This is a genomic window from Bacillus songklensis (genome assembly GCF_042649685.1).
Taxonomy (GTDB): Bacteria; Bacillota; Bacilli; order Bacillales; family Bacillaceae_H; genus Bacillus_BA; species Bacillus_BA songklensis.
Window position 1 is genome coordinate 1 of sequence record NZ_JBHRZT010000072.1, and the last position, 14,460, is coordinate 14,460.

Annotated in this window: 11 protein-coding genes, 1 pseudogene and 1 riboswitch; of the genes and pseudogenes, 6 read left to right on the forward strand and 6 right to left on the reverse strand. The window is 40.2% G+C overall.

The features are described 5' to 3' along the window. Positions 1–230: 230 nt before the first annotated feature. Positions 231–1,070 (reverse strand): cell wall hydrolase, encoded by an 840-nt coding sequence (locus tag ACFOU2_RS18765; protein ID WP_377917854.1) that lies wholly within the window; start codon positions 1,068–1,070, stop codon positions 231–233. A gap of 442 nt (positions 1,071–1,512) precedes the next feature. Between ACFOU2_RS18765 and ACFOU2_RS18770 the strand changes: the two genes are divergently transcribed. Next, positions 1,513–2,640 (forward strand): NAD(P)/FAD-dependent oxidoreductase, encoded by a 1,128-nt coding sequence (locus ACFOU2_RS18770; RefSeq protein WP_377917856.1) that lies wholly within the window; start codon positions 1,513–1,515, stop codon positions 2,638–2,640. 208 nt (positions 2,641–2,848) lie between these two features. Here ACFOU2_RS18770 and ACFOU2_RS18775 read toward each other — a convergent pair whose 3' ends face one another. Then, complete coding sequence (locus ACFOU2_RS18775) at positions 2,849–2,998, reverse strand: hypothetical protein (protein WP_377917858.1); 150 nt, start codon at positions 2,996–2,998, stop codon at positions 2,849–2,851. Positions 2,999–3,323: 325 nt separating this feature from the next. Beyond that, positions 3,324–3,448: riboswitch (glycine riboswitch) on the forward strand. 108 nt (positions 3,449–3,556) lie between these two features. Here ACFOU2_RS18775 and ACFOU2_RS18780 point away from each other — a divergent pair. Continuing rightward, positions 3,557–4,924 carry an alanine/glycine:cation symporter family protein gene (locus ACFOU2_RS18780; RefSeq protein WP_377917860.1) on the forward strand — a complete coding sequence of 456 codons (1,368 nt, stop codon included), beginning with the start codon at positions 3,557–3,559 and terminating at the stop codon, positions 4,922–4,924. A 119-nt stretch (positions 4,925–5,043) separates the two neighbouring features. Here the strand turns inward: ACFOU2_RS18780 and ACFOU2_RS18785 are convergent, their stop codons facing one another. Together ACFOU2_RS18785 and ACFOU2_RS18790 are read right to left on the reverse strand one after the other, a co-directional pair. Beyond that, positions 5,044–5,895, reverse strand: a complete 852-nt coding sequence (locus ACFOU2_RS18785; RefSeq protein WP_377918657.1) for an amidase family protein — start codon at positions 5,893–5,895, stop codon at positions 5,044–5,046. Positions 5,896–5,981: 86 nt separating this feature from the next. Further along, complete coding sequence (locus ACFOU2_RS18790) at positions 5,982–6,284, reverse strand: EthD family reductase (RefSeq protein WP_377917864.1); 303 nt, start codon at positions 6,282–6,284, stop codon at positions 5,982–5,984. A gap of 407 nt (positions 6,285–6,691) precedes the next feature. Here ACFOU2_RS18790 and ACFOU2_RS18795 point away from each other — a divergent pair, with 407 nt between their 5' ends. From ACFOU2_RS18795 to ACFOU2_RS18805, 3 genes are read left to right on the forward strand one after another with little or no spacing between them, the layout of a single operon-like run. Continuing rightward, the gene (locus ACFOU2_RS18795; protein WP_377917866.1) at positions 6,692–8,365 is read left to right on the forward strand and encodes a TerB N-terminal domain-containing protein; all 1,674 of its coding nucleotides are present in this window, start codon (positions 6,692–6,694) and stop codon (positions 8,363–8,365) included. 3 nt (positions 8,366–8,368) lie between these two features. Then, entirely contained in the window at positions 8,369–9,682 is a 1,314-nt protein-coding gene (locus tag ACFOU2_RS18800; RefSeq protein ID WP_377917868.1) for an ATP-binding protein, read from the forward strand. Between the two features lie 9 nt (positions 9,683–9,691). Further along, complete coding sequence (locus tag ACFOU2_RS18805; protein WP_377917870.1) at positions 9,692–11,824, forward strand: DEAD/DEAH box helicase; 2,133 nt, start codon at positions 9,692–9,694, stop codon at positions 11,822–11,824. 255 nt (positions 11,825–12,079) lie between these two features. Here ACFOU2_RS18805 and ACFOU2_RS18810 read toward each other — a convergent pair whose 3' ends face one another. Further along, the gene (locus ACFOU2_RS18810) at positions 12,080–12,265 is read right to left on the reverse strand and encodes a C40 family peptidase (protein WP_377918658.1); all 186 of its coding nucleotides are present in this window, start codon (positions 12,263–12,265) and stop codon (positions 12,080–12,082) included. A 120-nt stretch (positions 12,266–12,385) separates the two neighbouring features. Between ACFOU2_RS18810 and ACFOU2_RS18815 the strand changes: the two are divergent. Next, positions 12,386–12,586: pseudogene (locus ACFOU2_RS18815) on the forward strand (aspartate/glutamate racemase family protein); the annotation flags it as partial. A 301-nt stretch (positions 12,587–12,887) separates the two neighbouring features. Here ACFOU2_RS18815 and gntK read toward each other — a convergent pair. Further along, positions 12,888–14,432: a gluconokinase gene (gene gntK, locus ACFOU2_RS18820; RefSeq protein WP_377917872.1), complete on the reverse strand. Its 1,545-nt coding sequence runs from the start codon at positions 14,430–14,432 to the stop codon at positions 12,888–12,890. Positions 14,433–14,460 lie beyond the last annotated feature (28 nt).

Sequence of the window (14,460 nt, forward strand, 5' to 3'; positions counted from 1 at the left end):
GACCCATCATGAAAATCCAGCAAAATCAGAGGATTCCGTGACGGGTCCTTTCAGTAAAGATCAATTTTTATCATTAATTCGAGACTTATGGGACACCCTCGTGCAATGAACCGTCATTAAAAATCCAAGAAAATCACGGATTTCAGTGACGGTTCATCGCAGAAAAAATAAATGATTGTCCTTCCCCGAAGGCTTATAAAAGTTGCCGCAGGGACGTGGAGCTTTTCTTGTTATTTTGCAAATACGTGATTGCCGATTGTTTTCACTACGTTACGAGTACGAATCCAATCATCTGTTGCAATTTCCGGGTTATAAAAATAAATGCAATCATTTAAGCGATCTTTTCTTGTTAGTGCTTCATCTACTGCTCGTTTCGCCTCATCTGATGCCGGCTTATTAATTTCACCATTTTGAACAGGTGAAAACGCATAGGCGCCGCCTACCACTTGGTTAATCACATCTGTAACTGTATCCGGGAATTGAGGAGAATCAACTCGATTTAATACGACAGTCGCAACTGCTACTTTCCCTTTATATGGTTCGCCTTTTGCCTCCGCTTCTACTAAGCGGGCAAATAAGTCTTTCTCTTTATTTGAAATAGATACGGCTGGTTTTGCCGGTTCTTTTTCCGCTGGTTTCATTGCCGGTTTAGTTGATTGTACTGCCAATACTTTCGTTTCCGGAGGAGTTTGAATTGCCGGTTTGGATGATTGTACTGCCAATACTTTCGTTTCCGGAGGAGTTTGAATTGCCGGTTTGGATGATTGTGCTGCTAAAACTTTCGCTTTATGAGGGATTTCGATGGCTGGTTTTAATAATTGTACGGCCAATACTTTCGTTTTATCCGGAATTGGCAACATTGCTTCTATATAAGTCCAATCATCAAGAAGATTATTTTCTTGTTTTATATGATCAATGGTTATACCATATTGTTGTCCAAATTTCTGAAAGTTATCACCTTTGAAAACTTGATATTCGGTATGAGCCTCGGCCGTACTACTTTGTAGACCTATAAATGTAAATGCGGCTGCACAAGCTACAATGAATGATTTCATGTATGTGTTTTTCATGGATGCTACCTCCTGAAAATCCTTATGATTTAACTCTAGCATAGGCTCGTACTCATTTCACCGAACGATTCAGTTACATTTCTTTTAGTTTGATGAACAACATTACAGGTATGAGACGAATATGACATTATTCCTATGTAAATGTCATATTCCATCCAGCATTTATGAATAACAGGTATATATTACCGTGATATTTTCAGCTTTTTAGAGAGTTTTGTTTTCTTAAAGTAATAAAGTGAAGTTTTAAATTAGTGAGAGTGTGACTGATGACGAGTTGAACCAATTGGGCTGGTACGTACAGGCAATTGGTTTCATCTTTCGTGATGTTGAAATGTCCTGCTCGCTGTCAGGGATAACGAAAGAAGATGAAGTGGGGGAGTGTTCATGCCCGGAACTTGATAAAATATGTAATGGAAGAATTAAAACGTAAAGGGTGTTTTGCATGCAAACGTACATTGTAGTTGGAGCTGGAATTCTTGGGGCGTCTACCGCTTATCACCTCGCAAAGGCAGGAGCGAATGTTACATTGGTTGATCGCCAAGATGTGGGACAAGCCACTGATGCAGCAGCGGGGATTGTCTGCCCCTGGCTCTCGCAACGCCGTAATCAAGCCTGGTACGCATTAGCAAAAGGCGGGGCCAGATACTATGCTGATTTGATTAAGCAATTGGAAGAGGATGGTGAAACGGATACAGGCTATAAACGAGTAGGCGTCATAAGTCTCCATACAGATGATGGAAAACTGGATAAGATGGAGGAAAGGGCGCATAAACGCCGTGAGGACGCTCCGGAAATTGGCGACATTACTCGCCTATCGCCGGCCGAAACGAAAATCTTATTTCCGCCTTTGTCAGAACAATATGGTTCTGTCCATATAAGCGGAGCGGCTCGTGTGAATGGAAGGGCTCTCCGTCAATCTCTTGTAAATGCTGCCAGAAAACATGGAGCTGCCATTCTTCAAGGAGATGCGGCCTTAGTCTATCAAGGCAATCAAGTCATGGGTGTTAAGGTAGAGGGGAGGACGTTACGATCTGATCTGGTGATTATAACAGCAGGTGCCTGGGCAAACGAGCTATTGCAGCCGCTGGGCATCAGTTTTTTAGTGACATATCAAAAAGCGCAAATCGTTCATCTCCACCTGCCAGACACGGATACTGGCAGCTGGCCGGTTGTGATGCCGCCAAACGACCAGTACATTCTCGCATTTGAAGACGGCCGGGTGGTGGCAGGGGCCACACATGAAAATGAGACCGGATTCGACTGCCGGGTGACAGCGGGAGGAATGCATGAAATTTTTGATAAAGCGTTGTCAGTTGCTCCGGGTCTGGCGAATGGCACGGTGCTTGAAACAAGGGTAGGATTTAGACCGTTCACGCCGGGTTTTCTTCCTGTAATCGGCGCATTGCCAGGCTATGAAGGGGTGTTAATTGCCAATGGACTAGGTGCTTCAGGGTTAACGGTTGGACCTTACCTGGGTTCTGAACTTGCAAAGCTTGCTCTGGGCAAACCCACGGAAATTGACCTTGGTCACTATGATGTAGCCGGGGCACTTGAACGGTCAAATAATTAACATAATAAAACAATGAAGAATAAAGCCATTGCCAGGCGCTGAAAGAGGAACAGAGGTGTTGGGGAAAAGGAGGTCAAGATTAATCGGTGTGAAGCTTATCATAACATAAATAGTTTATAAATTAGCTTCTTTTTTACCGTGAATTTATTTAAAAAGAGGATGACTCCATAGGTATGTCTTTTTATGCCTCTAGAGTCATCCTCTTCTACTAGCGCTTATTTCGTGATTTATCTTCATCATAATGTCGTTGTGGGACCATATGAGAAATTGCATCATTTACAACGGCTGTTGCTTTTCTCGCATTATGCTCCTCATCTTTTGCATTCTGTTCAATTACTTCCGGTTTATGTTCGGGCACTTCCAGAACCTCCTTATATTAAGATGATTTTTCTATATACATATATTTGGTTAAACCATTCAAAAAATGTAAGGAAATTCTTAGGGGAGGCATGAGGTTCCCAACCCATTTTGTAAGATGCTCATAAAAATGAATATTCAAAAAATAATGTTTTAGCATCCTGAGTCTTGACTTATTCTTTACAAGTGACTATAATTGCATTTGTTAATTTCATAACATTCGGATGAACCATACAGGAGAAGATCAACCGATCTACCGATGGGGCAAAAAGCTGGTCGGACAGCTTTGAAACTCTCAGGTCTTGGATACAAGTAGAACTGCATGGGGACGAATCTCTGGAGAGACTCCCTCCTGTCGCCAAACGACACGGAGGAAACAGGGCACCGAAGGAGCAAATCCGTTGGTACAACGAACGGATAATCTCTCAGGTAAAAGGACAGAGACAAGCGACAGAAAAGACCGATCCCGAATCGGTTTATTTTTCTATCCCTTGTATCTCCAGAGACCATTTCATTTGAATGAAATGGTTTTTTATTTTTTCTTTCATAGAGAATGGAGATGGAGACAGTGAGTCAAGTATTAGAAGTAATTAACCATTATGTATGGGGGCTTCCTACCTTGATCCTTCTTGTAGGAACAGGGATCCTCCTTACAGTGCGCCTGCGGGGCCTACAATTTTCAAAACTTTGGTATGCCCATAAGCTGGCGTTTGGAAAATCGGAGGATCATTCCTCAGCCGGAGATATTAGCCACTTTCAGGCACTGATGACCGCCATGGCGGCCACCATTGGAATGGGGAACATAGCCGGGGTTGCAACGGCAGTGTCCATCGGGGGACCTGGTGCGGTATTTTGGATGTGGATTACCGCCCTTTTCGGAATGGCAACAAAATATTCAGAGGCCATTCTCGCGGTAAAATATCGAGTCAATGGTGCAAACGGAGAATACTCCGGCGGTCCGATGTATTATCTGGAACGCGGCTTAGGGAAAAAATGGCTGGCTGTGCTATTTGCCATTTTTGGTGCAACCGCCTCTTTTGGAATCGGAAATATGGTACAGTCCAATTCGGTTGCCGAGGCAATGAGAATTAACTTTTCCGTATCTCCAATCGTTAGCGGTATTTTGATGGCTGTTTTTATTGCGATTGTGATTCTGGGAGGGGTTAAAAAAATCGGGAAAGTCACCGGGTATTTCGTTCCGGTAAAAGCCTTCTTTTATATCATTGCTGGACTAATTATTATCTTTTATCATATTGATCAAGTTCCAACAGCATTTTCGCTTATTTTTTCGGGTGCATTTAACGGTACCGCGGCTGCCGGCGGCTTTGTTGGAGCGACAGTTGCATCCGCCATCCAAATCGGTGTGGCGCGAGGTGTGTTTGCAAACGAAGCTGGATTAGGAAGCGCACCGATTGCAGCTGCAGCGGCCAAAACCGACTCTCCGGCCAAACAAGCGCTTGTATCCATGACAGGAACGTTCCTTGATACATTTGTCGTATGTACCATTACCGGTCTAGTATTGATTACGACAGGAGCGTGGCAATCTGGAAAAACAGGTGTAGAAGCGACGACACTCGCTTTCCAATCCGTATTCGGTAGCACAGGAAGTATGGTTCTTGGTATCGCTATTATTTTGTTTGCCTATTCAACGATTCTCGGCTGGTCGTATTATGGAGAAAAATGTGTAGAGTACCTATTCGGCCGGAATGCTGTTCGGTACTACCGCTACATTTTTGTCGGAATGGTTGCAGTCGGCGCCAATTTAAAACTTGGGCTGGTCTGGACATTTTCTGACATCGCAAACGGCTTGATGGCGATTCCCAACCTAATCGGCCTAATCGGCCTAAGCGGCGTAGTCGTCGCAGAAACAAACCGCTTCCTGCAAGCAAAAAAATCACCGGATTCCCACGAGCAAATCGCAAGTTAACCTAATGAAAGAGGCTGTAGAATGATTATGATCCCACTCTACAGCCTTTTCTTTCACATCTCATCTCTATATGAGGCACCTACACATATTTATCAAGCTAAATCAAAAATGTGTCCTTACTATGTTTTAGATGGAATTACCAATATTTTGGAACCACTCGCATGACAGTATTGGCTGCTGTTGTTCGGATAAAGTACATCAAGAAATTTGTAATCGTTTCTTCCTTGCCGAAGAAAAAGTGGATAAATTGATTCATTTCTATAGATACCTACAATATTGATCATCAGTTTTTCAAATGAACTCGGGCTTAACTCTCCTATTTTTGCAGGTGGAAATGCAGTAGTTGGTGTAATATAAAAGTCATAGGTTTCATGGAAGGACTCCATCGAATATGCGGCTTTGTCCCACTCCCTGATACTGAGTATAAATTCTTCGGCTGAGGTTGCTTTACCAAGAAGACCTAACATCCAGGTTGTTGGTTCCACATCATTAAACATTGCTTTCCGTCCAAGTACTTCTTCCAATGATGATAAGGTTGCAGCCACCTCACCAAAATACATCGTTAAATAACTTTTAGCGATTTTATTCCCATCCACAGGTGCATCCCTTTCTTCAACGATATGTCCCATTGATTCTAGTATTCTTGCTGTCTTCATAACAGCATTCTTACATTCTGGATGAACCGTGGTTCCTATTGGAGATGTAACCGAAAAGGCAATTCTGAGTTGTTTTTCATTAGGTGTCTGAGCCATCTGCAAATAGTTCCCATGGAAAGGAGGAGCCAGATAAGCAGCTGCTTTTTCAAATGTATGTAACTCATCTAACATTGCCGCACTATCTCTCACAGACCTTGTGAGGACATAATCAACGCAAGCACCTTGCCAACTTCTTCCGTATTTTGGTCCCACAGGTGTTCTGCCTCTTGTTGGCTTTAGAGCAAATAAGCCGCAATAAGCGGCAGGAATCCGAATGGATCCTCCTCCATGTAAGGAATACCCGACATGTTCTCACCTCTTTATTACAGTGAAAATAGAACTTCCACCGATATTTTCTCTACTTATTCAACAATCATGATAATAGGCGGATGATATAGGTATTCCATTAGATTTTTTCCGTCATCTTCGGCAGCTCGTCCTTCTGGGCTTGCCAATGCTTGATGTAGTGTATCCATGTTTTCAAACCCGAGTTCAGTCATTAAGTAAAGGTTTAAGCTGGTATTTTGTGACTGAATGACTCGTTGTATCGATTCACTCTTAATATGCGGAATCTTCTTTCCAAGAGGAACATGAACATCGAAGTAATGCTTTTCAAATCCCTCTTTGTCCTTTGGTTGTTCATAAAGAATAATAATTTTAGCCAATAGACGATACCCCCTATGTCAAATTATTCTATTGTATTCTATCGTTTTTTGAGGTATTCCTATTGATAGAAAACTCTACATGGTCTTTCACTTGCTTTATTGAATTTTCTTCAAGCAGCTCTTTATTGACAAAGAGACGAAACATAACTCGCACGAACCTCCAACAGAACCTTTTGTATAGAAAATCCACACTGAAGTTTGAACAGAGCCTTTTATAGATAAAGCAGACTGACTTAAAATTGTCTAAATATATTTAAGCATAGGGCTAAGAAAATCTAGTTGTACGGTTGTGTTGAGTTTCCAAATATTACATACTAGGTATGTACTATTATAAAAATGTGTTGGAGAGCATTCCATTCCCAGGCTTCAATTGAGATTATATGTACTAAGTAAGGAGAGAAAAAATATTGTTCTTTCGTAAATTTTTTGGATTAGATAAAAAGAAACCGAAACCGCGGGCTCAAGAAGAAGCAAAAAAGAGAACGATTCCGTTAAAACCCGCTTTTTATAATGAGGAAGAGGTTATACTGGATGAATTTAAGCATCTCCGGACACCACAGAAAATTTTACATTTAGTGCAGGAAGTAACCAAGCCGTCACAGAAACGAAATTATGGTAACTATGAAATAAATTACAGCTACAATACATCCGCAAAAGAATTTGTTAAAGCATCATTGGCAAATAGAAATCGTACGCATCCAAAATGCCGCATGCCTCCCTTTCAACAGTATTATTCCACTTTTTCCGATATGAATAAGGAACAACAAAATTGGTACTTTTATTGGAGAGAAAGGGTGCTAAATGGTGAATATTTAAGCACAGATTTAAGCTACATTTACGTGTTTGTATATGAATTAATTAATTATTCGTTTAATCCAAAAGCGTCGTTTAATGTGAGTATGTTGGCGAGACTCTATGAAGCGTACAAGGAACAACATCATAGTAAGAGGTTTGAATGGTTAATCGGTGATTTGCTTTATGAGTTAGGAGAAAATGAATTAGCGGAAAAATGGAGTCCGTATACACCCCAAATTCCGCCCCTTTATAAACAGCTAAAAGAAAAGGAAAATGATCTAGCTAGAATCTCTATTACATACTGGAAAGGTTATTTGCAAGCCAACAGAGATACGAAGTTTTATTCTGAAAATAAGAATAAAGTCTATAAAACCTTCAAGGATTGCATTCACTTACTCGAAGAACATAGAAAAAAAGAGACAGGAAAACGACTCATTAATTTGTATTTTGAAACAAAAGATGAGCAGCATCACCGGTATTTATTAACCGGAATGGTTTCATTAAGGGATTACCATGGGAACTATGTCACATTAGATGTTCAAAATATTCATCCAACCCCATTTATCTATAAAGACGTGTCCGCTTTTTTTAGATTAGCAGAGAACGTAACAAGGCTCCTAAATGGTGAAAAACGTCAATTGCAGATTGAAGAGGGTCTCTTCCCAGATGGTTTAAAGGAAGAAATGGTGGAATATATGTCAAAACCAAAAGAAAAAACTCGCTTCAAAACGGTTAAGAAAAAGGAAAAGGAAGAAAGCGGAAGTGCTATTCCTCCTAAACCTGAAAAACATCCAAGAGTAATCATTGAATTTGATGATGAAAGAATTAAAGCGCTGTCCCAACAAAGCGATGAATTGGTACAAGAAGTAGAAAATAGGGCATCAGAATACGAAAATGAAGATAAGTTCATTGAGGTTGGGAATGATGAAGAGAAAGAGAAGAAACAAGAAAAAACGGCGACTACCGTATCTAATCCCACTCCAAGTGGATTAGATCACTTTTTTAGTAGCGGAGGAGAAATTGACGAAGAAGAAATACAAGAGTTTGTTGGCCAGCTAGGTGAGGTTGAAAAAGAATTTTTAAAACAGTTCAATGAACTGGAATGGTCAAAAGCTGAGGCGGTCCATTTCTTGAAATCGAAGGGGAAGATGCCGGGTGTATTTTTAAGCGAAATGAATGAAAAAGCCCAAGAAATATTAGAAGATAATCTCATCCAAGATGAGGGAGAAAACCTTGTTATTTATGAAGAATTTGAATCGATTATCACGATGGTAAAGGAGAGGTAGTGCATGAAAATAAAAAAGCGAGATTCCTCAGCAATACTAAACTCTTTGGCTGGCGGGGTTGTTCCAAATAGAGGAATACAGCATATCATGGTTGGTCGTGCAGATGAGGCAAGGCAGATCATGACAGACTTGGATAATGTTAAAAAAGGTTCATCCGTTATCAAGTTTTTTATTGGTCCATTCGGGAGCGGGAAAAGCTTCATTCACGGGTTTATTAAACAACTTGCTTTCAATGAAAAATTTGTGGTAACATCAGCGGATTTCACACCTGAAAGGCGATTGTATGGAACAGAGGGGAAAGCTGTTGCTTTGTATAGTGAGCTAATGAAAAATTTATCAACATCTACACAACCGGAAGGAAATGCTCTTCCCAGTATTTTAGATAAATGGATAAACGATGTTCAGACAAAGATAATGGCGGACAAAGAATACGGAACTGTTGAATTTGATAATCCTGATTTTGTGAAAGATGTTGAAAAAGAAATAACAAATGTTGTTTCAAAAATGGATGACCTAACTGGCGGGTTTGACTTCGCACGTATTTTAATTTTATATTTCAAAGGATTTGTTCAAGATAATCAAGACTTACAACGGCGTGTCCTGCGTTGGTTAAGGGGAGAATACGGAACAAGAACAGAAGCAAAAGCAGACTTAGGTGTGCGGGATATCATTGATGATAACAACTGGTATAACTACATAAAGATCGTCTCTCAGTTTGTGAAACAGATTGGATATTCCGGTCTTGTGGTGAACTTGGATGAAGCGATTAATTTATACAAAATCACTCATCCGCAAACAAGAGATAAAAACTACGAGACTATCCTAAAAATCTATAATGATACACTCCAAGGCAACATTGAGGGTCTCTATATTACGTTTGGTGGAACAGTGGAATTTTTAGAAGATGAAAGACGCGGCTTGTTTAGTTATGGAGCGTTAAAGCGCCGTCTTGAAACCAATCGATTTGAAACAAATGAGTTTCGAGATTTGTCTCAACCTGTTATTAAGCTGACTCCTCTAAAGAGTGATGAAACCTTTTTATTGCTGCAAAAATTGAGAGATATCCATGCTGCTCATCTTGATTACCAAACAACTATCACCGATGATGAAATCAAAAGGTTCATTATCAAAGAATATAATCGTCCCGGGGCTTCTGAACATCTGACGGTAGGGGATATCATTAGAGGATTTCTTGGAGCATTAAATATTTTACATCAGAATCCAAATTACAATAGGGAAGACGTGTTTGGTAAAGAAGAAATTCAAGAAAGCCAATCATCCACTACATATTCGAGATTTTCCAGAACAGAAGGGTAGGCGGTTACGATGAGTTCATTTCAATTGTTATCAAATTTTCTTCAAAAGAAAATTTGGGATATGAAATGGGAAAGTTTCACCCCGGTTCAAGATAAGGCGATTCCAGCTATTATTGAGACTGAAAATGATATGATTCTTTCAGCAGGGACTGCTTCCGGTAAGACAGAAGCAGCCTTTTTGCCAATTTTGACTAAGGTTGAAAAGGGAGCAAGCCAGTCCCTAAAAGTGCTATATGTATCTCCATTAAAGGCACTTATTAATAATCAGTTTGAGCGAATTGAAAAGCTGTGTGAATACATGGATATTTCTATTCACCGCTGGCACGGAGATGTATCTCAAAGCAAGAAACAGAAGTTTATCAAAAATCCGTCGGGAATATTGCAAATTACACCGGAATCAATTGAGAGTCTATTTATCAACCGCCCTGGGGTCTTAAAGGCCATTTTCAAAGAATTAGAATTCATTGTCATTGACGAAATCCACTCTTTTGTTGATAAAGAAAGAGGTGTGCAGTTACGTTCGCTGCTGTCTAGAATTGAAGACATAACCAATAAGAGACCTAGGATTGTGGGATTATCTGCAACCATCGATAACTTTGAATTCGTTAAAGAATGGGTGAATTATTTATCTCCTGAAAATGTACAAATTATTGAGGATGAAGGCTCTGATAAAGAGCTGCTATATCATTTAATGTATTTCCAAGCAGATCATGACAATAAAAAGCCTGTTGAACTATTTGTGGATATGAGGGAATTAACGAGAGAACAAAAATCGATTATATTTTGCAACAGCAGGGGGGCTGTTGAGGAAACTACCGTTTTCTTAAATCGATTGGCGGAACGAGATCATGCTGGTGAAACATATTATGCCCATCATTCTTCTATCGATAAGCGAGAAAGAGAATACGTAGAAAAAACGATGTTCGAAACTAAATCACCAAAAAGTGTCGTTGCAACAAGTTCTCTGGAATTAGGGATTGATATAGGGGACGTGGACCTTGTTATACAGTTGGACAGCACATTTACGGTTTCTTCTCTTAAACAACGTCTTGGACGTTCGGGCCGAAAACGAAACTCTAATCAAATATTGCAGCTTTATAGTACAAACAGTGACAGTCTTCTTCAATCAATAGCGGTCATGGAACTGGCATTGGATAAATGGATTGAGCCTGCAAAAGGATATCCGTTGCCATATGACATTTTGTTTCACCAAATCATATCCATATGCGCGGAAAAGAATGGTCTTACGAAGCAGGAATTAATAAGAATAATTAGTAAAAATCATATTTTTCACTCTCTCGATCGTAATAAGGTAGGGGAACTCATCTGCTATATGATTGAACAAGATATTCTCGAAAAGTTAAGTGGTCGAGGGGAACTGATTGTTGGATTAGAAGGTGAGCGATTACTCCGGAGTAAAGAGTTCTATTCAGTATTTATGACAAATGAAGAATATGAAGTAATCGAAGGGGTGCGGAAAATAGGGACCATTGATAAAACGCCGTTTGTATTTGAAGGAGATAATATTATTTTATCAGGACGATTGTGGACGATTTATTCATTGGATTCTAATCGAAACAAAATCTACGTTCAAAAAGCGGTAAATGGAAAATCTCCAAAATATATAGGTGAAGGCGGCGATATCCACGAAAAAATAGGAGAAAAAATGATTGAGATTCTTTGTACAGACGAAGATTTCGAATATATTGATCCTAAAGCGAAACATGCTCTTAGTGATATTCGAAATCCTTATCATTTGTATGAGATTAAGCCGAATGAGCGTGTTTTATGGAGGGAAAAAAGAGAGTACATTTTTGAAACTTTCACATCTACTCAGATTACTACAACGCTCTTTTGGATGATGAAAGTTCTAGGCGTGAATGTAAAACGCAGAGACAGAATGGGGCGAATTACATTCGAGTTCGAGGGAAATGTTAAAGAACTCTATCGAGATTTAAAGAACTATATGTGGTCTGACGAAGTGATACTATCTGAAAAAAAGAAAAAAGAGGAATTTCAATTAAAATTTACACCTTATCTTCCGGAGAATTTGAGGGATGCTATACATATTAAACATAGACTGGATTTAAATGGTACACTTAAATATTTAAACGAATTTCAATGGAGAATGATCGACCTTTAATGCTCTAATCTTTCGATATTTATCATAATGTTCGTTCAATGTTTTTCAGGGATGAAGCAAGTCGCTGGTATGGTTCAATACTATTCTGGGAGCTTCGGGTCAGCCTCTTGTTGTTATCATAAACAGAAAATGCCGCGTTTGCCGTTAATTTAGTATAATGAAGTAATTTACATTTCACCTTCCATATAACTGGTATCATAAAGTTAAAGAGGGATGTGGCCCCTCCGTCATGCATGGAGGGACCACACCGAATGTTTAGTTTAATACTCGTTTTGCGCCAACATAAGAGTTTTTCCAATATTTTGTGTTGAGAGATTGGACAGATCCAAGGGAGATCCCTACAAAAGAGACACCTTTACCATTTGTATTAAAGAAGACTAAGTCTCCTTCTCGAATGTCTTTTTTCGCAACGGCTTTGCCTGCTTTATAATGATCCTTTATAGTTTTTCTCTAATTCAACATCGAATGTCGCGACAAATTCTACCTGGTCGTCAACCCTTCCATGTTCTTTTAATGTTTTTACCTCGAGCTTTTTTACGCCTTCCTTAAATGAATGAAAATGAAATAAATGAAAAAATTACGATTCCTATTTTACATATTGCTGACGCAACAGCTATTCAAATTGAAAAGTGTGGAATTCGTACGGTAGGGTTGCTTGGCACAAAATATACGATGGAGCAAGATTTCTATAAATCACGCTTAGAATCTAATCATATAAAGATAATCGTACCAAGGGAACATGACAGGGAACTTGTGAATCGAAGCATGCTCAAGAGATACGGATCAAATCATCAGTGGGGTGATTAGGGATCAAAGGTTAAAAAAACGACGTCCTGTCGCAACATCTTCACTTGCCCGTTTAGTACAATTGACAGAAGCAAAAGACTAGACTTCCAGGCAGTGTTTATTGTCAATGTAGATAATATGCCGTTTGCTTTAGAAGAAGATAAAGAACGGGAAGTTTCCTTAGGACCAGGTGCTCCCTTCACTAGATAACAAGAAAAAGTCCCAAGTGATGAAACCATCCTTGGGACGCGAGTTGGTTACGTTAGCGATTTTTTTCTTAACCTAATGTTTTTCTTTGAAAGTCGGCAATCGCATTATATTCTTCAGTTAATTTACGCGAAATGCGAAGGTAAATAGGGATTAATTCGCGATAAACTTCCGCATGTTCCTTAATAGGCTGGTGTTTATGGGTGGCTCCCACCATTGTGGAAACGATATTTAATGAGTCAATTTCTTTTAACGCATAGAGGCCAAGGATGGCGGCCCCGAGGCAAGAGCTTTCAAAGCTTTTAGGTACAGTCACTTCTTGATCAAAGATGTCTGCCATCATTTGGCGCCACAGTTCAGAGCGGGCAAAACCGCCTGTTGCCTGTACTTTCGTCGGAACACCGATTTGCTCTTCAAGGGCCAAAAGAACATTGTATAAGTTGAAAATGACACCTTCCAGGACAGCACGAATCATATGTTCTTTTTTGTGATGCAAGCCTAGACCAAAGAAAGATCCTCTGGCATTTGCATTCCATAACGGTGCACGTTCTCCGGCCAAGTAAGGGTGGAACAGCAAGCCGTCCGCGCCCGGAGAAACACGGGAAGCAATTTTAGTCAGTACTTCATACGGATCAACCCCTAAGTTTTTTGCCGTTTCTACCTCTGCTGAAGCCATAACATCCCGCACCCAGCGGAACGTCATTCCGCCGTTATTAACAGGACCGCCGATAACCCAGTGGTTTTCTGTTAACGCATAACAGAAAGTACGGCCTTTCGGATCTGTGACAGGCCGATCCGTTACTGTTCGGATGGCCCCGCTTGTCCCGATCGTTACCGCTACAACCCCCGGTTCAATGGCATTAACGCCGAGATTTGATAATACCCCATCATTTGCGCCAATCACAAAAGGAGTAGAAGGGAGGATTCCCAGTTCTTTTGCAATGTCTTCTTTAAGTCCCTGGAGGTAATGGGTGGTTGGGACAAGCTCGGATAAATGCTGTCTTGTAATGCCGGCTGTCTTGAGTGCTTCTTCATCCCAATCCAGGTTATGTAAGTGCAACATGCCGGTTGCAGAAGCGATGGAATGGTCGACCAGGAATTGATTGAATAATTGATAAAAAACATATTCTTTAATGGAAATAAATTTCGAGGTTTTCGAAAAAATTTCCGGCATCTCTTCTTTGATCCAGCGAATTTTGCATAATGGCGACATCGGGTGAATAGGTGTACCGGTGCGCAAATAAATGCTATGGCCGTTCCATTCATCTTTGATTTTTTCAGCCCACTTTGTGCTTCGGTTATCCGCCCAGGTGATGGAGTTCGTCAGCGGTTTTCCCGCTTCATCAATCGCAATCACACTATGCATAGCCGAGCTGAACGAAATGCAAAGAAGGTCGTTTTGGTTAATGGAACTTTTTTTGATGGTTTCTTTAATCGTTCCCAATACCGCTTGATAAATTTCGTCAGGATTTTGCTCAGCGGTTAAAGGAGTCGGAGTCAGTAAAGGGTATCCGATTGTATGATGGGCGATCACCGTACCTTCCTTTGAAAAAAGGACCGCTTTCGTACTCGTTGTTCCAATATCAACACCCAACATATATCCGTTTTTATTCATAAAAAATTCCTCCTATCTATGTAACACA

What these genes read in the sequence shown, in the direction of transcription:
- ACFOU2_RS18780 (WP_377917860.1), top strand. Translation starts at nt 3,557, where the DNA reads ATGGAGACAGTGAGTCAAGTATTAGAAGTAATTAACCATTATGTATGG.
- ACFOU2_RS18800 (WP_377917868.1), top strand. Translation starts at nt 8,369, where the DNA reads ATGAAAATAAAAAAGCGAGATTCCTCAGCAATACTAAACTCTTTGGCT.
- gntK (WP_377917872.1), bottom strand. Translation starts at nt 14,432, where the DNA reads ATGAATAAAAACGGATATATGTTGGGTGTTGATATTGGAACAACGAGT.
- ACFOU2_RS18765 (WP_377917854.1), bottom strand. Translation starts at nt 1,070, where the DNA reads ATGAAAAACACATACATGAAATCATTCATTGTAGCTTGTGCAGCCGCA.
- ACFOU2_RS18770 (WP_377917856.1), top strand. Translation starts at nt 1,513, where the DNA reads ATGCAAACGTACATTGTAGTTGGAGCTGGAATTCTTGGGGCGTCTACC.
- ACFOU2_RS18805 (WP_377917870.1), top strand. Translation starts at nt 9,692, where the DNA reads ATGAGTTCATTTCAATTGTTATCAAATTTTCTTCAAAAGAAAATTTGG.